This is a genomic window from Stenotrophomonas maltophilia (assembly GCF_002799245.1).
Classification (GTDB): Bacteria; Pseudomonadota; Gammaproteobacteria; order Xanthomonadales; family Xanthomonadaceae; genus Stenotrophomonas; species Stenotrophomonas maltophilia_S.
Map to the genome: position 1 here is coordinate 588136 of NZ_NEQV01000001.1, position 21238 is coordinate 609373.

A 21238-nucleotide genomic window follows, 5' to 3' on the forward strand; every position below is an offset into this window, starting at 1 on the left:
CGACCAACGGTCGGCACCTACCCAGGCAGATCAAGGTGCCGATCAAGGGCCACAGGCAATGCCGACCAACGGTCGGCACCCACCCAGGCAGATCAAGGTGCCGATCAAGGGCCCTCAGGCAATGCCGACCAACAGTCGGCACCCACCCAGGCAGATCAGAGCAGATCACCCCAGCAGGGTTTCCAGCACGGCCATGCGTACGGCGACGCCGTTGGCGACCTGGCGCAGCACCCACGACTGCGGGCCGTCGGCCACGTCGTCGGTTACTTCCACGCCACGGTTGATCGGGCCCGGGTGCAGCACCGCGGCATCCTTGCCGGCGCGCGCCAGGCGCTCGCGGGTCAGGCCGTACTGGGCGTGGTACTGCTCCAGCGACGGCACCAGGCCTTCTTCCATGCGCTCGCGCTGCAGGCGCAGCATCATCAGCGCGTCGACGCCTTCCAGCATCGCGTCGAAATCATCGCCGACCACGCAGCCCTTCAGGGTCTCGTCGTCCGGCAGCAGCGACTGCGGGCCGCACACGCGGATCTCGCCCACGCCCAGCGTGCGCAGCGCATGCAGGTCGGTGCGGGCCACGCGCGAGTGCTTCACGTCGCCGACGATCACCACCTTCAGCTTGGAGAAGTCCGGGCCCTTGGCCTGGCGCAGGGTCAGCATGTCCAGCAGGCCCTGGGTCGGGTGCGAACTGCGGCCATCGCCAGCGTTGATCAGTGCGGTGCCCTCGCCCGCGGCGTCGGCCAGTGCGGCCACGGCGCCGTCATCGGGGTGACGCACCACGAAGCCGCGCACGCCCATCGCTTCCAGGTTGCGCAGCGTGTCGCAGGCGGTTTCGCCCTTGCGCGTGGACGAGGTCGAGGCATCGAAGTTCAGCACGTCGGCGCCCAGGCGCTGCGCGGCCAGCTGGAACGAGCTGCGGGTGCGCGTGGACGGTTCGAAGAACAGCGTGCACACCGCCGAACCGGCCAGCACGTGGCGCTTGTTGCCGACGCGGCCGACCGCGGCATCGCGGATCTGTCCCGCACGGTCAAGCAGCTGCAGCAGGGTTTCGCGCGGCAGGCCCTCCAGGGTCAGCAGGTGGCGCAGGCGTCCGGAGGCATCGATTTGCTGGGCGGTCATGGCGGGAGTCGTGCAGTCAGGGAATGGGGGTGGCGTCGTCCGGCGACGACAGCCAGCGGTCGATGATCACCGCCGCGGCCACGGCATCGAGGGCAGCCGCATCGCGGCGGCGCTTGCGCCCTTCGGCGCGCTCGACAGCGAAGCGGCGTGCGGCCTCGACCGAGCTGGAACGCTCGTCGATCATCACCACCGGCAGCTTGAAGCGTTCCCGCAGCTGGCGGGCAAAGCCCTGCGCGCGCTTGCGGTTGGGCTGGTCCTGGCCATCCAGGGTCAACGGGTCGCCGACCACCAGGCCGTCGGGCTTCCATTCCTTGAGCAGGCGTTCGATCGCGGTCCAGTCCGGGCCGTTGCCGTGCACATCGACCACGGCCACCGCACGCGCATGGGCGGCGAAGGCACTGCCGATGGCCACGCCGATCCGCCGCGAGCCGACATCGAAGCCCAGCACCGTGCCGTCACGGCGGATGACCGGGGCAGCAGGATCCGGCACGGGCGTGATGGGTTCAGACATGGCCGCTGTAGTCGGTCAGCCGGAACAGGTCCACGCCGATGCGCGAGGCCGCACCCTGCCAGCGCTGCTCCAGGGGCAGCTGGAACACCAGCTCGGCATCGGCAGGGACGGTCAGCCAGCTGTTCTCGGACAGCTCGCTCTCCAGCTGCCCTGCGCCCCAACCGGCACATCCGAGGGTGACCACGGCGTTGGCCGGGCCTTCGCCGCGCGCCATCGCTTCGAGGATGTCGCGCGAGGTGGTCAGGTACAGGCCGTCGCCCACGGTCAGGCTGGAATCCCATGCGCGCGCGTCGTCATGGATGACGAAGCCGCGTTCGGGATGCACCGGGCCGCCATTGAGCACCATGCGCGCCTGCAGGTCGCCATCACCGGTGATGATGTCCATCTGCGCAAGCACTTCACCCAGCGTGTATTCGGAAGGCTGGTTGACCAGCACGCCCATCGCCCCGTTCTCGTCGTGCTGGCAGATCAGCGCGACGCTGCGGGCAAAGGTCGCGTCGAGCAGCGACGGCAGCGCGACGAGCAGGTGATCGGCAAGGGAGGTCGGCGTTACAGGCATGGTTGCCATTCTAGCGGCTGGGCGCGCCGGGCGCCTCCACCCGGTGGTCACGGCGGGCATAATGGCATCCCACAGCGCTGGAGTTCGACGTGTCCGGTTACTGCCTCATCGCCCCGGGCCATCCGGTGCACGACTACTACCACGCCAACGAATACGGCTTCCCGCAGCGTGACGAGCGCGAGCTGTTCGAGCGGCTGGTACTGGAAATCAACCAGGCCGGCCTGAGCTGGGAAACGATCCTGAAGAAGCGCGAGGGATTCCGCGCGGCCTATGACGGCTTCGAGGTGGACCGCGTGGCAGCGTATGCCGAGCAGGACATCGAACGCCTGCTGTCGGACGCGGGCATCATCCGCAACCGGCTGAAGGTGCTGGCGGCGATCCACAACGCGCAGGTGATCCAGCAGCTGCGGGCCAGCCATGGCAGCTTCGCGGCATGGCTGGACGCGCATCACCCACGCAGCAAGGCCGACTGGGTGAAGCTGTTCAAGAAGACGTTCCGCTTCACCGGCGGTGAGATCACCGGCGAATTCCTGATGAGCCTGGGCTACCTGCCCGGTGCGCACGCCGCGGACTGCCCGGTGCATGCGCGGCTGCTGAAGCTGTCGCCACCGTGGTTGAAGGCCGCCGCCCGCTGATGGCCATCGGCCGGGCATGGCCCGGCGAATGCGGTACGCGCGGTCACACGCCCATGTAGCGGCCGGGGCGGTGGTTGAACATCAGCACCAGGCTGAGCACCACCGCGCCGATGGCCGAGTACAGCACCTTCGACGGCGACAGCACGAAGAACGCGGCCACCATCAGGCAGGCGTCGTAAGACATCTGCACCTTGCCCGCGCTCCAGCCACGAGTGCGCTGCAGGTACACCGCCAGGATGCCGATGCCGCCGAGGCTGGCGCGGTGGCGGATGAAGAACAGGATGCCCAGGCCCGACAACGCACCGCCCACGATCGCCGAATACAGCGGGTTGATATGCGAAAAGTCGATCCAGCGCGGCAGCAGGTCGGTCAGCACGCCACAGGCGGTGACTGCGGCGAAGGTCTTCAGGGTGAATTCCCAGCCCATGCGCCGCAGCGCCACCCAGTAGAACGGCAGGTTGACCAGCACGAACACCAGGCCGAAGTTCCAGCCCATCGAGTAGTGCAGCAGGAACGCCATGCCGGCCATGCCGCCGATCATCAGCCCGCCCTTGGCGAAGATGGCCAGGCCCAGCGAGGCCACCATCGTGGCCAGCACCATGCCCTGCACGTCCTCGGCGATCGAGTGGCGCAGCGCTTTTTCGTCGGCGGTGGTGCCGGCGCTGTCGGGCGGCGGGGTCAGCGGACCGGCGGTGACCAGGTGGCCGTCAGCGTCGTCGCACGGCGCGGGGCCATGGGAAGGGAGGGACATGCGGGTGGGGGAACAGCAGGTGGGGAGCGGTATTAGACACGATCTGCATGACAGTTGCAGATGAAATTGTTCAGCTGAATGCGCCCCACCCTGCCTTCCGTCCCCCGCTGATCAGCCCTTGCCCGCCAGATGGTGCGCCACCAGCGCGTTGGCGTGGCCATGGCCCAGCCCGTGCTCGCTCTTCAGGAAGCTGACCAGTTCCATGTGCTTCAGCTCCTTCTTCTTCGACAGCAGGCCGAACCAGTGCGCTACCGGCTGCCCGTAGGTCTTCTCGATGGACGGGAAGTAGGACGCCGGGCCCTTGGGCTTTTCAGTGCTCATGTGCAGCTCCTTGCGTTGGATGTACCGGTACGACGAACCGGGGCGCCGGGAATCGACATCGCTCGCATCCTGGGCGTCCACAGCAGCGACCCGTTGCCCGGCCGTATCATTCCCGCATGCCCCGTGAAAACCTCAACGACCTGCAGGCCTTCGTCCACGTCGCCCGCGAGGGCAGCTTCACCAGGGCCGCCGCCCAGCTGGGCGTGTCCCAGTCAGCGCTCAGCCATGCCATGCGCGGCCTGGAACAGCGCCTTGGCGTGCGCCTGCTGACCCGCACCACCCGCAGCGTATCCACCACCGAAGCCGGCGCCCGCCTGCTTGAAACGCTTGGCCCGCGCCTGGCCGAGATCGAGGACGGGCTGGCCGCGCTGGCCGAATACCGTGAACGCCCGGCCGGCACCATCCGCATCAATGCCACCGGCCACGCCGCCGAGTACCTGGCCTGGCCGCGGCTGGCGCCCCTGCTGCAGCAGTATCCGGACTTGAAAGTGGAACTGGCTGCCGACTACGGGCTGGCCGACATCGTGGCCGAACGCTACGACATCGGCATCCGCCTCGGCGAGCGGCTGGCGCGCGACATGGTCGCGGTGCCGATCAGCCCGCCGCTGCGCATGCGCGTGGTCGGCGCACCCGGCTACTTCCGCCAGCACGTGGTGCCGCGGCATCCGGACGAGCTGGCAGGCCACAACTGCGTGACGCTGCGCCTGCCCACGCATGGTGGACTGATGCCGTGGGATTTCGGCCAGGACGGCAACGAACTGAGCGTACGCGTGAGCGGCCAGTGGACCTTCAACACCATGGGCATGACCCGCGCTGCTGCGCTGGCCGGCAGCGGATTGGCCTGGCTGCCGGAAGACCAGGTGCAGCCGATGCTGGACGATGGCCGCCTGCAGTCGGTACTGGACGACTGGTGCCCACATTTCGACGGCTATTACGCGTATTACCCGTCGCGCCGCCACGTCACGGTGGCGATGCGAACGGTGCTTGATGCACTGCGTGGGCCGATGATGGGTTGAGGAATGCGGACCAGGCCGTGCGGACCAAGCAGTGCGGACCAAGCAGTGCGGACCAACGGTCCGCACCCACCACATGCTGTACCCACCTGGTCTGCACCCACCACGCTCTGCACCCAGCGGGTGATCAGCCCTTGGCCTGCGCCGCACGCTGCGGGTTGTAGCGCTCGCCGACGATCGACACTTCGTCCAGCGCCTGCGCGATGCGCTGCAGTTCCTCCGGTGCCAGCTGCAGGTCGGCCGCGCCCAGGTTTTCTTCCAGGCGATGGATCTTGGTGGTGCCCGGAATCGGCACGATCCACGGCGCCTGTGCCAGCAGCCAGGCCAGCGCCACCTGCGCCGGGGTCGCGCCACGTGCTGCGGCAATCGCGCCGATGCGGTCAACCAGCGCCTGATTGGCGCGGCGCGCCTCCACCTCGAAACGCGGCACGGTGTTGCGGAAGTCGTTGGCGTCGAAGGTGGTATCGGCGTTGATCGCACCGGTCAGGAAGCCACGGCCGAGCGGGCTGAACGGCACGAAGCCGATGCCCAGTTCCTGCAGGGTCGGCAGCAGTTCACGCTCCGGCTCGCGCCACCACAGCGAGTATTCGCTCTGCACGGCGGTGACCGGCTGCACCGCATGCGCGCGGCGCACGGTGGCGGCACTGGCCTCGGACAGGCCGAAGTGGCCGACCTTGCCCTCGGCGATGAGGTCGCGCACGGTGCCGGCCACATCCTCGATCGGCACGTTCGGGTCGACGCGGTGCTGGTAGAACAGGTCGATATAGTCGGTGCGCAGGCGCTTGAGGCTGGCTTCGGCCACGGCACGGATGTTTTCCGGGCGGCTGTCCAGGCCGGTATCGAAGCGCGCATCCTTGAAACCGAACTTGGTGGCGATCACCAGCTTGTCGCGGTACGGCGCCAGCGCTTGGCCGAGCAGGTCTTCGTTGGTGTACGGGCCGTACACTTCGGCGGTGTCGAAGAAGGTCACGCCGCGCTCGACGGCAGCCTGCAGCAGGGCGATGCCCTGGCCCTGCTCCACTGGCTGGCCGTAGCCATGGCTCAGGCCCATGCAGCCCAGGCCGAGGGCGGAAACCTTCAGGCCACTGCGGCCGAGTTCTCGTGTCTGCATCGTCGTGCTCCAGAGGGGGACCGCTGACGATACGCCTGCACGGGCGATGGATTGAACCGACTGGATGGCAGTCGGTCATGACTGGAATTCATCAATCGCCCGTGGCGCTGGTCATTCCATGACCTGCAGAGCGTCGCTGCATCCCGCCAGTTCGGCCATCATCCTGCCAGCGTTGCGGAACCTCGGATCCTGCGGCACCCATCGCGCGAACCAGCGCTGCTCGCCATCCACCACGGACTCGAACATCCACGACGAGCCATCAAGTCCAGCGCTCGAATCTTCGCCCTGCAACAGCGCAAACGCGGCGGCGATGGCCTTCCATTCCTGCGCACCCAGCGCGCGTGGTGGAGAACAGGGGCCGCCCTTGATGGCGGTGGATGGGCGCTCGCGCGACGATCCGGGAATCTCGACGTCACGCGCACCGCGCCCCACTATCCACGCCTGGCCCGCTGCGTTGCGCTGCGCGCGTATGACCACACCCGGGAAAAACGCAGGATCCCAGACGAAGCGATACGCCTGGACCGGTACGCTGCCGCAGCGGAATGACGGCTCCGGCAAGCCATCCAGATACTGCAACCGGTCCCCGTAGATCATTCTCGCAAACCCGGTGAAGTCGACGAACGGAGGCAGGTCCCCGTCGTGTCGCTCTGCAGGCGGTGGCAGAAGATACCAGGCATGTGCCTTCGGATCGCCGCAGCCTTCGGCCACGGCGGGAGCAGCGGGCTCGGGCGTGCGGGCACAACCGGCGGGCAGCAGCACGGCGATGGCCAGTATCACTTTCGCAGTCGCATGCATGCAGGCCTCCCTGGCAGGTTCACGCCGGCATGCATCCGGCGCTGCGCTCATCCCGGAGCAGCGGGCGCCCGCGGGCGCCCGTCCGGTCAACGGATCTCGGAGATCTCCACGCCATCCAGCCCCTGCGACAGGGTGCGTGCGTCGCCGCCCTGGCTGAGCTTGATGCGCAGGCGAACTTCGTTCTGCGAATCGGCGTAGCGCAGCGCGTCCTCGTAGCTGATCTCGCCGGCCTGGTACAGCTCGAACAGGCTCTGGTCGAAGGTCTTCATGCCCAGCTGGACCGAGTCCTTCATCACTTCCTTCAGCTTGTGGATCTCGCCATCGCGGATGTAGTCCTGCACCAGCGGCGTGCCCAGCAGGATCTCCATCGCCACCTTGCGCGAGCGGCCATCGGGCGACGGCACCAGCTGCTGCGCGACCACGCCCTTGAGGTTCAGCGACAGGTCCATCAGCAGCTGGTTGCGGCGGTCTTCCGGGAAGAAGTTGACGATGCGGTCCATCGCCTGGTTGGCGTTGTTGGCATGCAGGGTGCACAGCACCAGGTGGCCGGTTTCGGCGAACGCGATAGCGTGGTCCATGCCTTCGCGGGTACGCACCTCGCCGATCATGATCACGTCCGGCGCCTGGCGCAGGGTGTTCTTCAGCGCGGCTTCCCAGCTGTCGGTATCGATGCCGACCTCGCGCTGGGTGATGATGCAGCCCTCGTGCTTGTGCACGAACTCGATCGGGTCTTCGATGGTGATGATGTGGCCGGTCGAGTTCTGGTTGCGGTAACCGATCATCGCCGCCAGCGACGTCGATTTACCGGTGCCGGTCGCGCCGACGAACAGGATGATGCCGCGCTTGGTCATCGCCAGCGTCTTGATGATCGGCGGTAGGCTCAGTTCTTCCACGGTAGGAATGCGCGTCTCGATGCGACGCAGCACCATGCCGACCTGGTTGCGCTGGTAGAAGCAGCTGACACGGAAGCGGCCGACACCGGAAAGGCCGATGGCGAAGTTGCATTCGTGGGTCTTCTCGAATTCCTCGCGCTGTGCCGGGGTCATCACGTTGAGGACCAGGTCACGGCTCTGCTGCGGCGTGAGCGGAGTCTGCGTGATCGGCGAGATCTTGCCGTTGACCTTCATCGCCGGCGGCATGCCGGCAGTGATGAACAGGTCCGAGGCGCGCTGGTGCGCCATCAGCTTTAGGAATGAAGTGAAATCGATGGTGGTCGCGGTGGTGTTCACGGCGGGCTCCCAATGGGGCATGTACCAGGAAACGGTCGGTGGAGGAAACGGCGCGGGAACGGCGGCGCACTGGCGCACGCCGCCCCGCTGCAGCCCCGCCTTACTCGAACAGGCGCTTGTCCTTGGCGTATTCGCGGGCCTGGTTGCGGGTGATCAGGCTGCGCTTGACCAGGTCCTGCAGGTGCTGGTCCAGGGTCATCATGCCGTACTGCTGGCCGGTCTGGATGGCCGAGTACATCTGCGCCACCTTGTCCTCGCGGATCAGGTTGCGGATGGCCGGGGTGCCGACCATGATTTCCCAGGCTGCGGTACGGCCGCCGCCAACCTTCTTCAGCAGCGCCTGCGAGATCACCGCACGCAGCGATTCGGACAGCATCGAACGCACCATCGGCTTTTCGCCGGCCGGGAACACGTCGATGATTCGGTCGATGGTCTTGGCCGCCGAGCTGGTGTGCAGCGTGCCGAACACCAGATGTCCGGTCTCCGCCGCGGTCAGCGCCAGGCGGATGGTTTCCAGGTCGCGCAACTCGCCGACCAGGATGATGTCCGGGTCTTCACGCAGCGCCGAGCGCAGCGCTTCATTGAAGCCATGCGTATCGCGGTGCACTTCGCGCTGGTTGATCAGGCACTTCTGCGAGGTGTGCACGAATTCGATCGGATCCTCGACGGTGAGGATGTGGCCGTATTCGTTCTTGTTGATGTAGTCGATCATCGCCGCCAGCGTGGTCGACTTGCCCGAGCCGGTCGGGCCGGTCACCAGGATCAGGCCCTGCGGCTGCTGGATCACTTCGCGGAACAGCGGCGGGCAGGCCAGGTCCTCGAGGGTGAGGACCTCGGACGGAATGGTACGGAACACCGCACCGGCGCCACGGTTCTGGTTGAACGCGTTCACACGGAAACGCGCCAGCGACGGGATCTCGAAGGAGAAGTCCACTTCGAGGAATTCCTCGTAATCGCGGCGCTGCTTGTCGGACATGATGTCGTACACCAGCGCATGGACCTGCTTGTGGTCCAGGGCTGGGATGTTGATCCGGCGAACGTCGCCGTCCACGCGGATCATCGGCGGCAGGCCTGCGGACAGGTGCAGGTCGGACGCTTTGTTCTTTACGGAAAACGCCAGCAGTTCGGCGATATCCATGAGCGGCTACTCCCCAATAACGGCTTCGACTGGAAGGATCTTTCCCCGGGCGGCAGTATAGCCTCCTGATTCAACGGAACGCGTTACGTGGCCACTCCCCTGCCCCAGATCCTGAGCAACCTGCACGCCGCCGCCGAGGCGGCCGGCCGGCCCGATCCGCGCCTGCTGGCCGTTTCCAAGACCCAACCGGCCGAGGCCGTGGCTGCGCTGGCCGCACAGGGCCAGCACGCCTTCGGCGAGAACTATGTGCAGGAAGCACTGGCCAAGATGCAGGCGCTGCAGCACCTGGCGCTGGAGTGGCACCTGATCGGCCACCTGCAGTCGAACAAGGCCGATGCCGTGGCCATCCATTTCGACTGGGTGCAGAGCGTGGACCGGCCCAAGCTGGTGACGGCGCTGGCGCGCCATCGCCCGGCCGCACGCGGCCCGCTGAATGTGCTGATCCAGGTCAACATCGACGATGAATCCAGCAAGCACGGCTGTGCGCCGGAGCAAGTCGAGGCGCTGGCCGCTGCGATTGCCGCCGAGCCCCAGCTGTGCCTGCGCGGCCTGATGGCGATTCCCGCGCCATGGCCCGAGGCCGAGCGCCGTCGGGATGCATTCGTGCGCATGCGCACGCTTTTCCAGTCGCTGGCCGCCCGGCACGCGCAGGTCGACACGCTGTCGATGGGCATGAGCAGCGACTACGCCGACGCCATCGCCGAGGGCGCCACCCTGGTGCGCATCGGCACCGCCCTGTTCGGCGCGCGCCCGCGCCCGGCCTGATTTTCCAAGGAGACTTCCATGGCAGCTGATTCCATCATCTTCATCGGCGGCGGCAACATGGCGCGCAGCCTGATCGCCGGCCTGATCCGCCAGGGCGTGCCAGCCGCGCACATCCATGTGGCCGAACCGGTGGCAGCGCTGCGCGAGTCGCTGGCTGCCGACTTCGGCGTGCAGGTGCACGACAACGCAACCGATGCGGCCGCACAGGGCAGCACCTGGCTGCTGGCGGTGAAGCCGCAGGTGCTGCGCGAAGTCTGCCAGTCACTGCAGGCAGTGGCCCAGGCGAACCGGCCGCTGGTGGTGTCGATCGCCGCCGGCATCACCAGCACGCAGCTGGAGCGCTGGCTGGGTGGCAACCTGCCGGTCGTGCGTGCAATGCCCAACACCCCGGCCCTGCTCGGTGCCGGCGTGACCGGGCTGTACGCCACGCCGTCGGTGGATGCGCAGCAGCACGCCCAGGCCGAACAGGTATTGGCCAGCGCAGGGCGCACGGTGTGGATCGAACGCGAGGCACTGATGGATTCGGTCACCGCCGTGTCCGGCAGCGGGCCGGCGTACGTATTCCTGCTGGCCGAAGCGATGGAAGCGGCGGGTATCGCCCAGGGCCTGCCAGCCGACGCCGCGCGCGCGCTGGTGGTGCAGACCCTGCTGGGTGCCTCGCGCATGCTTGATGAAGCCGGCGAAAGCCCGGCCGAACTGCGCCGCCGGGTGACCTCGCCGAACGGCACCACCCAGGCCGCGATCGAGAGCTTCCAGGCCGGTGGTTTCGAAGCGCTGGTGAACACCGCACTGCGCGCCGCGCAGGTGCGTGGGCAGGAACTGTCTGCGGCGAATGATTGATCCCCTGGGGTCAGATCCCTTTGCCGAGGCAAAGGGATCTGACCCCATCTACCGCCCCAAAGTGGCCATGACGAAATCCACGAAGCACTGCAAGCGGGGGCGCGGGCGGCGGTCGGGCAGGTAGATCAGATGCATCGGTCGCGGTTCGGGCAGGTAGTCGCGCAGCAGTGGCTTCAACCGTCCTGCTGCAATCTCCCCCGCCAGCAGCGCGGTAGGCTGCAGCACCAGGCCGGCCCCGGCCACGGCGGCTTCGCGCAGCGCGACACCATCATTGCAGGTGAGACGCGCATCCCAGTCCACCTGCTGGCCATTGGCCAGCTGCCAGCCATGTCCGCCGCGCCAGGCGAGATGGCTCAGGCAATCGTGCCCCTGCAGATCGGCCGGCGTGCGCGGCGTGCCGTGCCTGCGCAGGTATGACGGCGCCGCACACAGGCTCATCGCATACGGTGGCAGCGGCCGCGCCACCACCTCCTGCGATGGCAACGGCCCGACCCGGATCGCCGCGTCGAAGCCATCTTCGATCAGGTCCACGCGGCGGTTGCTCAGGTCCAGCTCGATGTTCAACTGCGGCTGCGCGCGCAGCAGGCCGGCCAGCCGCGGCGCCAGCACGCAGCTGCCCCAGGTGGTTGGCGCGCTGACCCGAAGCAGGCCACGCGGCTGTACCTGCAGGCCGGCCACGTCGGCCTCGGCCTGCTGCACCTGCTCCAGCACCTGCCGGCATCCTGCCAGGTAAGCGCTGCCGGCCTCGGTCAGGCGCTGGCGGCGGGTATTCCGTTGCAGCAGCGCGGTACCCAGGTGCGCCTCCAGCTGCTGGATGTACTTGCCCACCATCACTGCCGACACCTGCAACTGCTCGGCGGCGCCGGCGAAGCTGCCGCGCTCGGCGACCGCCACGAAGGCCTGCATGCAGCGAAGGGTATCCATTACTAATCCAGAGTTAGGAATCAGCAAAGCATACGCCGCTTACCTAACCCCAACGTGAGGGCGCAGACTGCGCCCATCCCCCTTCGCAAGGAACGGCCATGAAGATCCTCCTCATCGGTGCCAGCGGCACCCTCGGCCAGGCGGTTGCCCGCCAGCTCGGCCCGCAGCACCAGATCCTCGCGGCAGGCCGCCGCAGCGGCGAGCTGCGCGTGGACCTGACCGACGACGCCAGCGTTGCCGAGCTGTTCACCCGTACCGGCCCGGTCGATGCAGTGATCTCCACCACCGGCTCGGTGCATTTCGGGCCACTGCAGGAAATGACGCCGGCACAGTTCAACATCGGCCTGCAGGACAAACTGCTGGGACAGGTGCGGTTGGCACTGGCCGCCCAGCACCACCTGAACGCTGGCGGCTCGATCACCCTGACCAGCGGCATCATCAGCGCGCAGCCGATCCGCGACGGCGTCAACGCCACCGCAGTGAATGCCGCACTGGAAGGCTTCGTGCGCGCAGCCGCACTGGAGCTGCTGCCGCGCGGCCTGCGCATCAACGTGGTCAGCCCGAACGTGCTGATCGAATCGATGGCGGCCTATGGCCCCTACTTCCCGGGCTTTGAAGCGGTAAGCGCGCAACGCGCAGCGCTGGCCTTCCAGCGCGCGGTGGAAGGCATCCAGAGCGGAGAGACCATCACGGTCTGGTAAGAAAAAGGGGACGGAGGGGATTAAGTCGTTTGTGCACTTGCGACTTAATCCCCTCCGTCCCCTTTTTCATTCCCAGCGCATCGGACCATCGCCGCGTTCGCCGAGGACGTCGCCGGGGTTGGCCAGGCGGCAATGCTGCAGCGACAGGCAGCCACAGCCGATGCAGCCGGTCAGTTCATCGCGCAGCAGCTGCAGCATGTGGATGCGCTCTTCCAGCTCGGTGCGCCAGCGCGCGGACAGCTTGGCCCAGTCGGCCTTGGTCGGCGCGCGGCCTTCAGGCAGGCTCTCGAAGGCGCGCCCGACCGCTTCCAGTGGCATGCCCACCCGCTGCGCCACGCGGATCACCGCCAGCCGGCGCAGCACATCCCGGCTGTATCGGCGCTGGTTGCCCGAGGTGCGCAGGCTGCTGATCAGTCCCTTGCGCTCGTAGAAATGCAGTGCGGAAACGGCCACGCCACTGCGCTGGGAGACCTCGCCCACGCTGAGTTCCTGGGATGCCATTGCTTGACCTCAACTACAGTTGAGGTGTCATGCTGCTATCTTCGCCGCCAGTTGACAAGCGCGCCCCGCGCCTGACCCGTATGACCACGACCGTCTCTCCCGCCGACAGCCACCTGCCGGCCGATACATCGATCCTGTCCGCGCGCTACCGCGCCACCACCATCGGCATGGTCGCGCTGGTCGCGCTGCACGCCTTCGAGGCCTTGGCCGTCGCGGCCGCCATGCCCACCGTGGCCGAAGCACTCGATGGCCTGCGCCTGTACGCGCTGGCTTTTGGCGGCACCCTGGCCACCAGTGTGATCGGCATGACCCTGGCTGGACGCTGGGCCGATCGCCACGGCCCGGCGAGGCCACTCTGGTATGGCCTGGGTTGCTTCGTGCTGGGCCTGTTGCTGGCCGGCTTTGCGATGCGCATGGGCATGCTGGTGGCCGGGCGCCTGATGCAGGGCCTGGGCGCGGGCGCGATTTCGGTCTCGCTGTACGTGATGGTCGGCCGCAGCTACCCCGAACACCTGCGACCGAAGGTGTTCGCCGCGTTCTCGGCGGGCTGGGTGGTGCCTTCGATGGTCGGCCCGGCATTGAGTGGGCTGATCGTGCAGCATCTCGGCTGGCGCTGGGTATTCCTGGCAGTGCCGCTGTTGGCGATACCGGCGGCACTGCTGCTGCGCCCGGCGTTGGCACGCATGCAGTCCACCGTGACCGTCAGCGATGACAAAGGGCGTGGCAACGTGGTGCGCTGGGCCAGTGGGGCGTCGCTGGCAGCGTTGCTGCTCTATCTCGGCGGTCAGCAGCAGGGCATGGCCGCCCTGCTCTGCATCGGCGTGGCGATGCTGGCGCTGCTGTTCTGCGTGCATCGGCTGCTGCCGGCCGGAACGCTGATCCTGCGCCGTGGCCTGCCCAGCGTGATCGCGCTGCGCGGCATCGCCGCGGCTGCGTTCTTCGCCTGCGAGGCCTATCTGCCCCTGCTGCTGCAGCGCGAACGGGGGCTCTCGCCCAGCTGGGCCGGTGCAGTGCTCAGCCTCGGTGCGCTGGGCTGGTTCGCCGGCTCCTGGCTGCAGGGTCACCAGCAGCGTGGCTGGTCACGCCAGCAGCTGCTGCGCGTTGGCACCGTGATGATGACGTTCGGCATCGCCGCAACGCTGGCGGTGCTGTTCAAGCAGATGCCGCTGCCGGTCGCGCTGGTCGGCTGGGCGGTGACCGGCTTCGGCATGGGCATGATCTACGCAAGCCTGTCGGTGCTCACCCTGTCGCTGTCAGCGCCGCATGAGCAGGGTGCCAACACCTCGGCGCTGCAGCTGAGCGAAGCGTTGTCGGTGACCACCGCGCTGGCGGTCTCCGGTGCGTTGTTCGCCATGTTCGTGGAAACCGCGCCGCACACCGGCTATCTGCTGTGCCTGGCGATCACTTTCGGCCTGGCGGTACTGGCCGCGCTGATCGCGCGGCGGGTGTAGCGCGGCCGCATCGCGGGATTGCCGGCCAGCGGCCGGCACTACCGGATACCGGTGCCCACGTCATCGATGTCCCGATGCAGGATGCGGCGCACTTCCAGCACCGCCTGCGGGGTCTCCTGCACGCTGTGGCCGGAAATGATCACCTTCTCCGACAGCGCACCTGGCAGGTGTGCGCTCCAGTACGGCACCAGCCCGTCATCGGACTTCTCCACCGGCAGTTCCGGCTTGCGCTGGGCGATGATCGAGTGGTACTTCAGGCCGGTTTCGATCGGCAGCTGCGCAGCGGCCTTCACGAAGGGATCGCTGGCCTTGAGGTTGTCGATGCTGTTGGGAATCTTCGGCTTGGCGGTACCGTCCACCTGCTGCTCGGCCTGCGCCAGCGCCAGGAACACATCCTCGAACTTGCCGAGGATGGTCAGCGGCAGGCGTACCAGCCGCCCGATCAGGCGCCCGACCTTGTTGCCGGCAATATCCGTGCCCTGGTGCGGCGCGGCGATGAAGATCGCGCGCTCCACATTCGGCTGCGCCTTGAAGTGCAGCAACGGCCCCAGCTTGGCCTGCACCCGCTTCAGGCGCTCTCCCTTCAGATCGTAGTTGGCCAGCAGGTCATTCCACAGCACGTCACCGGAGTCGCTCACCAGCAGGCGCGCGAGCACGCCGCCCATGCTGTGGCCGATATAGACCATGTCCTTCGATGCACGCGCAGTGCCATTGGGATCGAAGTGCTTGAGCGTGTCGTTGAACGCGTTGGCGATCTCGTAGCGGTTCAATGCGATCGGTGCGTTGGTCGGGTAATAGACCTGCCATACCTGGAACTGCTGGCGCAGTTCGGGGTCGCCCATGATTTCGTTGGCCAGGTTCACCCAGGCTTCCGGGCTGCTGGCCAGGCCGTGCAGCATGAAGATGATGCGACGGTTCGGATCCCACGGCTGCATCAGGTAGATGTGTGGTTCACCGATACCCTCGCTCATGCCGAACAGGGTGCGCAGTGACTGCCGGGCGAAGCCACTCTGCGCCAGCCACAGGCCGTAGGCGGCGGTGAAATTGCCGGCCAGCGGCACCTGTTCGCCGTGCAGGGTGATGCGCTCAGTGGCTTCCGGCGAATAGGCATCCAGCTCGACCCGGCGCGTACGCATCACATCGTCCAGGCTGCTGCCCTCGAACCGCAGCAGCGCGGTGACGTTGATCGAGGACATCTCGCTGAACTCGGGCACCGAGTCGTCATGCCGGTGGCGACGGCCACGACGCTCGCCATCTTCATCATCCGATGCCGTTTCGGCTTTGGGGCCATCCGGCGCGATCACCGGCGCAACCAGCTTCGGCGGATCCATCACCATCACCAGCTCGGCACCGAAGCCATCGCGGCGATAGGTGCTGCGCAGGCCAACGAAGCTGACTGTGCCCGCCGGCACCAGCTGCGCGGGAATGCTCTTCAGGCCCAGCTGCTGGTAGTTGGAGGCCAGCGACCAGCTACCGACCGTGAGCGGCTTGGTGTAGTCCTCGCCGGCGAGTGCCGCCGCACGCGCACGCACGAACAGCACCACTGCGGCCTTTTCAGCCGCGTAGTTGTAGTAGTCACGCACCTGCGTCTGCCGGTCTTCGAAGGCACGGTCGGACGGCGAACGCCCGCTGTAGAACAGGTAGGCATAGGCATAGCGTGCGGCTTCCAGCCAGGCGTCCAGTGCGGCATCGCTCATCGGCGGATCGCCGGCGGCGGTCTTCTTCGGCGTCAGTGCCAGCGCAGCCTTCACCCACAGTTCGGACAGCGCCGACAGCCGCTGCTCGACGTTGAGATCGTCGGTCATCAGCAGCGTGCTGCGGCAGACCAGGAAGTCCTTCTCACACTGCGACTCGTCCAGGCCCGCCGCGCTGAGCGTCTCGCGCGCGGCCGGGCTGAGCTTGCCGGTGTTGAGCACGTCGGCACGCTTGTTGACCAGCGAATCGCTGGACGTGACCTGCTTGACGGTCACCATCGCGCAGCCGCTGCTGCCCAGCAGCAGGAAGGCGGCGAACAACACCGGCAGCGCACGCTGCCAGCGGATCAGGAGGCGTCGAGTCATTACTGCGGGTCCTGCTCGGTACCAGGCACGCCCTGGCGGATCACGGTGGAGAAGTGGTCGGCGCTGCCCAGGTCCAGCGCACGCTGGGTGATGCGGCCCTTGTCATGCAGTTCGGCATAAGGCACGCCCGGGGTGAGCGCACCCACCTCCTGCGCATACTCGGCCAGATACCCGGACAGCAGCAGGCGGTAGTCCAGTGGCAGGCGCGGCGCGATGTGGCGGGCCAGGTCGAAGACGATGGTGGTGCAGTTGCTGGTGAGCGTGTTGTAGAAGCCCGGCTTCGCATCCAGTTCGCGCGCCTGCGCGATGTAGGCGGCAAACAGTTCCTTCAGCTGCGCAGGGTCCATGCCGTGCAGGCGGTACAGATAGACATCCTCGCCGCGCGCATTGGTGCGGGTGCGGATGATGTCGGTCTCCTCCGAGGCCACCAGGGTCATCTCGAACTTGCGGAAGAAGCCGCCCAGCGCCGAGAACGATTCGCCGCGTTCCTTGCGGATCTCCAGCGAGAACACCAGATGGCGCCCATCCTCGAAACCAAACGAGATGAGGGTGTGGGCGATCGCCGGGCCCATCCAGTACGAGAGCACCAGGTCGGCCGAACGCAGCTGGTCCAGGTCGTACTCGCGGCGCACCCAGTGCGCGTCGTAGTCGGTCTCAGTGCGCCAGGTGAAATCACGCACGTTGTCGAACACCACGTGGCGCCCGTCGAAGGACACCACATGCAGGCGCTGGGCCACGTCATCGGCCCACACGCGGTCCTGGCGTGGGGTCAACAGCAGCCACCACAGGCCGGCCAGCGCCAGCGAGGCGCCGAACGCCAGGCCCAGGCGACGGTGGCTGCGGCCACGCGCGACCCGCCACGACGCCCACAGCGCAAGCAGCAGCCACAGCACCGCAACGCCGTTCGCCAGCCAGCCCGGCCCCGGCATCTGATAGGCCAGCAGCCCGGTCACCCACAACGCTGCCAGCGCCATGGCACTTCCTGTCATCCAACGTCCTGCGGCTTTCACTGGCATCCTGTGGCGGTCCCGAAGCCGCATAGTTAGCCACAAGCGGGTTCACCGTGGCATCTACGGCCCGTTCAGGCACGCCGGCGCACCGTCTGCGGCGGCCCCCGCGGCCCGTATGGATCACACAGGAGCAATGATGGGCATCACTTCCGTGGCCGGCGTTCCGGTCCAACCCCAGCACCGCGCGACCTGCCACTGTGGCACGGTCGAACTGCTGCTGGACCTGCCGGATGGCATCGTCGATCCCCGCCGCTGCGACTGCTCGATGTGCCGGCGCCGTGGTGCCATTGCCGCCAGCGTCACCCGCCAGGGCCTGCAGGTGGTGCGCGGGCAGAATCACCTGCAGATGTACCAGTTCAACACCCATGTGGCCGAACACTACTTCTGCGGCGTGTGCGGCATCTACACGCACCACCGGCGCCGCTCCAACCCGGACCAGTACGGCTACAACGTGGCGTGCCTGGAAGGCATCGACCCGTTCGCACTGGGCATCATCCCGGTCAACGACGGGGTCAACCACCCGGCCGACCGCAGCGCCTAGTGGCGCGTGCGCCGTGGTGGCGTGGCGACCTTCTGCCAGGGCGCCATGCCGCTGCGCCCGGCCCGCGCAGGGCGTTTCAGCCAAGGCCGGCGTGGCGGCACCTGCGGCGCGTCCGTGACCGGGGGAGGAAGAGGTCTACGGCCGGGCCAGAGATGGTCGAGCAGCCACATGGCGGGTCTCCGTGGGGGACGGGGACGATCGACATTAGGCCTGGAGGGGCATAGGCGGCGTGAGCGGAAAACGACAACGGGATGACGGCAGAGCCCGGCGTGGGGACTTCCTTGCCCGACGGTGCGCAGCGGGAATCACCGGCGCCTGATTCCACGGGCGTGCCTTGCCGCCTGCGAACGCACAGGCGACGTCAGGCCCCGGCCGCCACCTCCAGGAAATTGCGCAGCACCGGCGACGGTTGCTCCGGCCGCGTGCAGAACGGCAGCGTGAAGCGCGCGGCGTCGCTTTCCAGCGCACGGTAGACGATCTCCTGCGGGCGGAAACTGGCCATGCTGGCGGGCACGATCGCCACCCCCGCCTCCACCGCCACCAGCGACAACACCGCATGCATGCCCTGCGCCTCCTGCACCACATGCGGGGTGAAGCCTGCGGCCGTGCACAGGCCCAGCACCTGCGCGTGGAAGCCGATGCCCTCGCCTGCCGGCCATGAAACGAACGGTTCGTCGGCCAGCAGCGCCACACTGACCTCCGGCGCGTCGGCCAGCGCATGTGCACGCGGCAGCGCGATCGCCAGACGGTCATGGTCGAAGTCGTGCAGCACCAGCTCGGTGGCGGGAATCGGTGGAATCAGCACACCGACGTCGATGCGCTGCTCACGCAGCCACAGCTGCTGTTGACGCGACGTGGCTTCCTGCAGATGCAGCTGAACCTGCGGATACTGCTGGCGGAAGCAGCGGATCAGGCCTGGCAGGCGGCCATACAGCGCACTGCCCACATAGCCTACGCGCAGGCTGCCGGACTGCCCGGCAGCCGCTTCGCGCGTACGCTGCAGCGCCTGCTCGGCCTGCTGCAGCGTCGCCCGCGCCTCCACCAGCAGCGTCTGCCCGGCCACGGTCAAGCCCAGGGTACGGTTGCCGCGCACGATCAGTTCGCTTCCAAGTTCGTCTTCCAGCCGACGTATCGCTGCCGTCAGCGGTGGCTGCGACATGTGCAGGCGGGCGGCGGCACGATGGAAATGCAGCTCTTCGGCCACGGCCACGAACTGGCGAAGCAGGCGCAGGTCGATCATCTCGGTGCAGGCAGTGGAAACCTGCCTAGGGTACGCCGTCAGCTGCGCGCGTCTACGCTGGCGCGGGCGATGGCCGGCCACTGCAGCGCGACCGATTCGATGCTGTCGGCCGTCACCGCACGCAGATCCCGCGGGTACGCCACATGCTCGGCGTCCTGCAGGCGCAGTGCATGGAACTGCCCGTTGCTGGCACGCAGGGCCCACCCTCCCTCCCGGCAGCGCGTGGATGCCAGATAGGCCACGCCCTGCGCAACGGCTTCCGGGTGCAGCTCGTCGGGCTCGCCTTCGATGCCCCACATGCGTGTCTTCGCAACCGGCGACACCGCGTTGACCACGATGCCATGCTCGGCGCCTTCCAGCGCCAGCACATTGACCAGGCCAAGCGCGGCCAGCTTGCCCATCGCATAGGCGGACAGCCCGCGCTGTGCGTACTGGGGATACAGCGCGCGATCGGATGTCGTAATGACGATGCGGCCACCGCCGGCCGCACGCATCGCGGGCCACGCCGCCTGCGCCAGCCACAACGGCGTCTTCGCCCCCAGGCACAGCATCTGCTCCATCGCCTCGTCCTCGATCGCTTCCAGCATCTGGTACTCGACCCAGCCCGCGTTGTGGATCAGGAAGTCGATGCGGCCGTGCACCTGCAGCAGCTCCTGCACCAGCGCATGGCAACCGGCGCGATGGTTGATGGGACCGCTTGCGGCCTGTACCGGCAGGCCCTGCCCCTGCAGCGTTGCGACGCTGCGCAGGATGCGCTGCGGGTCAACGCCTCGGCCATCGGTACCGGCTCCGACGTCATGCATCACCACCTGCGCACCGCGCTCGGCCAGCAGGCGGCTGTATGCCAGGCCCAGTCCACCCGCGGCACCAGTCACCAGGCCGACCTGGCCTTCAAAGGAAATACGGGAAATCGGCTGCATCGGCACAGCTTCGGCCAAGTGACGCACGCCCGGCCAATACCATTGACCACAGCGCACGATACGCCCGCGCTATCACCGAAAAAGGGGACGGAGGGGATTAAGTCGTTTCAGGCACAGCTGGGCCGATTACGACTTAATCCCCTCCGTCCCCTTTTCTTAGCGGCTGAAGCGGCGGGCGCCTGCCACGCAGATCACTGCGACCACGGTCACCAGCACCATGCTGGGGCTGACCGATTCGTGCAGCAGCAGCGCGGCCAGCGCCAGGCCGAAGAAGGGTTGCAGCAGCTGCAGCTGGCCGACGGCGGCGATGCCGCCCTGCGCCAGCCCGCGGTACCAGAACAGGAAGCCGATCAACATGCTGAACACCGCCACGTAGCCCAGCCCCCACCACGCCGACGCACCGACCGCAGTGAACGAGGCCGGGCGCATCAGCACCGTCAACGGCAGCATCACCGGCAATGCCAGCAGCAGTGCCCAGCTGATCACCTGCCAGCCGCCCAGATGACGGGCAAGCCGGCCGCCTTCGGCATAGCCCATCCCGCATACCACGATCGCCGCCAGCATCAGCAGGTCGGCCTGCAATGACGCCTCGATGCCGTTGCGCACCGCATAGCCGACGACGCAGGCACTGCCCAGCAGCGAGAACAGCCAGAATGCCGGGCGCGGCCGCTCGCCATCGCGCAGCACGCCGAACACCGCGGTGCTCAACGGCAGCAGGCCGAGGAACACGATGGTGTGCGCCGATGACGCATGGCGCAGCGCGAGCGCGGTCAGCAGCGGAAAACCGACCACCACCCCGAGGCCGACCACGACCAGGCCAGGCAGGTCACCGCGCCGCGGCCACGGCTGGCGCAGCATCAGCAGCAGGCCCAGGCCGAGCACGGCAGCGATGGTTGCGCGTGCGGCAGTGACGAACCCCGCATCCAACTGCAGCACCGCCAAGCGGGTGGCCGGCAATGAGCCCGCGAAGATCACCACACCAATGAAGCCATTGATCCAACCACTCGCCGACCGTTCCACACCTGTGATCCTGAAGTGCCAGGCGACACCTGGCGGAGCCTGTATGGAAGCATCCATGGCGGAACCGCCCCAGCTACAATCCAGTA

At 67.4% G+C, this 21238-nt stretch carries 23 protein-coding genes; 7 read left to right on the forward strand and 16 right to left on the reverse strand.

The window, feature by feature from the left end; genetic code table 11:
* Nucleotides 1-165 precede the first annotated feature (165 nt).
* From B9Y64_RS02750 to B9Y64_RS02760, 3 genes are read right to left on the reverse strand one after another with little or no spacing between them, the layout of a single operon-like run.
* Nucleotides 166-1116, reverse strand: coding sequence for an aspartate carbamoyltransferase catalytic subunit (locus B9Y64_RS02750; protein WP_049410639.1), 951 nt, complete (start codon nt 1114-1116; stop codon nt 166-168).
* A gap of 16 nt (nt 1117-1132) precedes the next feature.
* On the reverse strand, nt 1133-1627 hold the full coding sequence (gene ruvX / locus B9Y64_RS02755) for a Holliday junction resolvase RuvX (RefSeq protein ID WP_100439405.1): 495 nt from the start codon (nt 1625-1627) through the stop codon (nt 1133-1135).
* Nucleotides 1620-2186, reverse strand: a complete 567-nt coding sequence (locus tag B9Y64_RS02760) for a YqgE/AlgH family protein (RefSeq protein ID WP_100439406.1) — start codon at nt 2184-2186, stop codon at nt 1620-1622. Before B9Y64_RS02760 ends, ruvX begins: the two co-directional genes overlap by 8 nt.
* 89 nt (nt 2187-2275) lie before the next feature.
* Here B9Y64_RS02760 and B9Y64_RS02765 point away from each other — a divergent pair, with 89 nt between their 5' ends.
* Nucleotides 2276-2821 (forward strand): DNA-3-methyladenine glycosylase I, encoded by a 546-nt coding sequence (locus B9Y64_RS02765; protein WP_100439407.1) that lies wholly within the window; start codon nt 2276-2278, stop codon nt 2819-2821.
* Nucleotides 2822-2864: 43 nt separating this feature from the next.
* Here B9Y64_RS02765 and B9Y64_RS02770 read toward each other — a convergent pair whose 3' ends face one another.
* Entirely contained in the window at nt 2865-3572 is a 708-nt protein-coding gene (locus tag B9Y64_RS02770; RefSeq protein ID WP_024956077.1) for a YitT family protein, read from the reverse strand.
* A 111-nt stretch (nt 3573-3683) separates the two neighbouring features.
* A complete protein-coding gene (locus B9Y64_RS02775; protein WP_100439887.1) occupies nt 3684-3893 on the reverse strand; it encodes a DUF4287 domain-containing protein in 210 nt (69 codons plus the stop codon).
* 116 nt (nt 3894-4009) lie between these two features.
* Here B9Y64_RS02775 and B9Y64_RS02780 point away from each other — a divergent pair, with 116 nt between their 5' ends.
* A complete protein-coding gene (locus tag B9Y64_RS02780) occupies nt 4010-4909 on the forward strand; it encodes a LysR family transcriptional regulator (protein WP_100439408.1) in 900 nt (299 codons plus the stop codon).
* Nucleotides 4910-5033: 124 nt separating this feature from the next.
* Here the strand turns inward: B9Y64_RS02780 and B9Y64_RS02785 are convergent, their stop codons facing one another.
* From B9Y64_RS02785 to B9Y64_RS02800, 4 genes are all read right to left on the reverse strand, one after another.
* Nucleotides 5034-6017, reverse strand: coding sequence for an aldo/keto reductase (locus tag B9Y64_RS02785; RefSeq protein ID WP_100439409.1), 984 nt, complete (start codon nt 6015-6017; stop codon nt 5034-5036).
* A 111-nt stretch (nt 6018-6128) separates the two neighbouring features.
* Nucleotides 6129-6812 (reverse strand): hypothetical protein, encoded by a 684-nt coding sequence (locus B9Y64_RS02790; RefSeq protein WP_100439410.1) that lies wholly within the window; start codon nt 6810-6812, stop codon nt 6129-6131.
* Nucleotides 6813-6898: 86 nt separating this feature from the next.
* Nucleotides 6899-8041 carry a PilT/PilU family type 4a pilus ATPase gene (locus B9Y64_RS02795; RefSeq protein ID WP_005408369.1) on the reverse strand — a complete coding sequence of 381 codons (1143 nt, stop codon included), beginning with the start codon at nt 8039-8041 and terminating at the stop codon, nt 6899-6901.
* A gap of 100 nt (nt 8042-8141) precedes the next feature.
* On the reverse strand, nt 8142-9179 hold the full coding sequence (locus B9Y64_RS02800) for a type IV pilus twitching motility protein PilT (protein ID WP_004147099.1): 1038 nt from the start codon (nt 9177-9179) through the stop codon (nt 8142-8144).
* A gap of 87 nt (nt 9180-9266) precedes the next feature.
* On the opposite strand from B9Y64_RS02800, the gene B9Y64_RS02805 reads away from it, so the two are divergent.
* The gene (locus B9Y64_RS02805) at nt 9267-9944 is read left to right on the forward strand and encodes a YggS family pyridoxal phosphate-dependent enzyme (protein WP_100439411.1); all 678 of its coding nucleotides are present in this window, start codon (nt 9267-9269) and stop codon (nt 9942-9944) included.
* 18 nt (nt 9945-9962) lie between these two features.
* Nucleotides 9963-10784, forward strand: a complete 822-nt coding sequence (gene proC / locus B9Y64_RS02810) for a pyrroline-5-carboxylate reductase (protein ID WP_100439412.1) — start codon at nt 9963-9965, stop codon at nt 10782-10784.
* A 48-nt stretch (nt 10785-10832) separates the two neighbouring features.
* On the opposite strand, the gene B9Y64_RS02815 is transcribed toward proC, so the two are convergent.
* Nucleotides 10833-11708: a LysR family transcriptional regulator gene (locus tag B9Y64_RS02815; RefSeq protein ID WP_100439413.1), complete on the reverse strand. Its 876-nt coding sequence runs from the start codon at nt 11706-11708 to the stop codon at nt 10833-10835.
* A gap of 98 nt (nt 11709-11806) precedes the next feature.
* Here B9Y64_RS02815 and B9Y64_RS02820 point away from each other — a divergent pair, with 98 nt between their 5' ends.
* Complete coding sequence (locus B9Y64_RS02820) at nt 11807-12409, forward strand: short chain dehydrogenase (RefSeq protein ID WP_100439414.1); 603 nt, start codon at nt 11807-11809, stop codon at nt 12407-12409.
* A gap of 66 nt (nt 12410-12475) precedes the next feature.
* On the opposite strand, the gene soxR is transcribed toward B9Y64_RS02820, so the two are convergent.
* Complete coding sequence (gene soxR / locus B9Y64_RS02825) at nt 12476-12910, reverse strand: redox-sensitive transcriptional activator SoxR (RefSeq protein ID WP_005415534.1); 435 nt, start codon at nt 12908-12910, stop codon at nt 12476-12478.
* Nucleotides 12911-12939: 29 nt separating this feature from the next.
* Here soxR and B9Y64_RS02830 point away from each other — a divergent pair, with 29 nt between their 5' ends.
* Nucleotides 12940-14361 carry an MFS transporter gene (locus tag B9Y64_RS02830; protein WP_100439415.1) on the forward strand — a complete coding sequence of 474 codons (1422 nt, stop codon included), beginning with the start codon at nt 12940-12942 and terminating at the stop codon, nt 14359-14361.
* A gap of 38 nt (nt 14362-14399) precedes the next feature.
* Here B9Y64_RS02830 and B9Y64_RS02835 read toward each other — a convergent pair whose 3' ends face one another.
* The gene (locus B9Y64_RS02835; protein WP_100439416.1) at nt 14400-16421 is read right to left on the reverse strand and encodes an esterase/lipase family protein; all 2022 of its coding nucleotides are present in this window, start codon (nt 16419-16421) and stop codon (nt 14400-14402) included.
* The gene (locus B9Y64_RS02840) at nt 16421-17395 is read right to left on the reverse strand and encodes a DUF4105 domain-containing protein (RefSeq protein WP_100439417.1); all 975 of its coding nucleotides are present in this window, start codon (nt 17393-17395) and stop codon (nt 16421-16423) included. Before B9Y64_RS02840 ends, B9Y64_RS02835 begins: the two co-directional genes overlap by 1 nt.
* 172 nt (nt 17396-17567) lie before the next feature.
* On the opposite strand from B9Y64_RS02840, the gene B9Y64_RS02845 reads away from it, so the two are divergent.
* Nucleotides 17568-17972: a GFA family protein gene (locus tag B9Y64_RS02845; RefSeq protein WP_100439418.1), complete on the forward strand. Its 405-nt coding sequence runs from the start codon at nt 17568-17570 to the stop codon at nt 17970-17972.
* Between the two features lie 361 nt (nt 17973-18333).
* Here the strand turns inward: B9Y64_RS02845 and B9Y64_RS02850 are convergent, their stop codons facing one another.
* From B9Y64_RS02850 to B9Y64_RS02860, 3 genes are all read right to left on the reverse strand, one after another.
* Nucleotides 18334-19212, reverse strand: coding sequence for a LysR family transcriptional regulator (locus B9Y64_RS02850; protein WP_100439419.1), 879 nt, complete (start codon nt 19210-19212; stop codon nt 18334-18336).
* A 38-nt stretch (nt 19213-19250) separates the two neighbouring features.
* The gene (locus tag B9Y64_RS02855; RefSeq protein WP_100439888.1) at nt 19251-20132 is read right to left on the reverse strand and encodes an SDR family NAD(P)-dependent oxidoreductase; all 882 of its coding nucleotides are present in this window, start codon (nt 20130-20132) and stop codon (nt 19251-19253) included.
* Nucleotides 20133-20288: 156 nt separating this feature from the next.
* Nucleotides 20289-21152: a DMT family transporter gene (locus B9Y64_RS02860; protein ID WP_100439420.1), complete on the reverse strand. Its 864-nt coding sequence runs from the start codon at nt 21150-21152 to the stop codon at nt 20289-20291.
* Nucleotides 21153-21238: the final 86 nt, after the last annotated feature.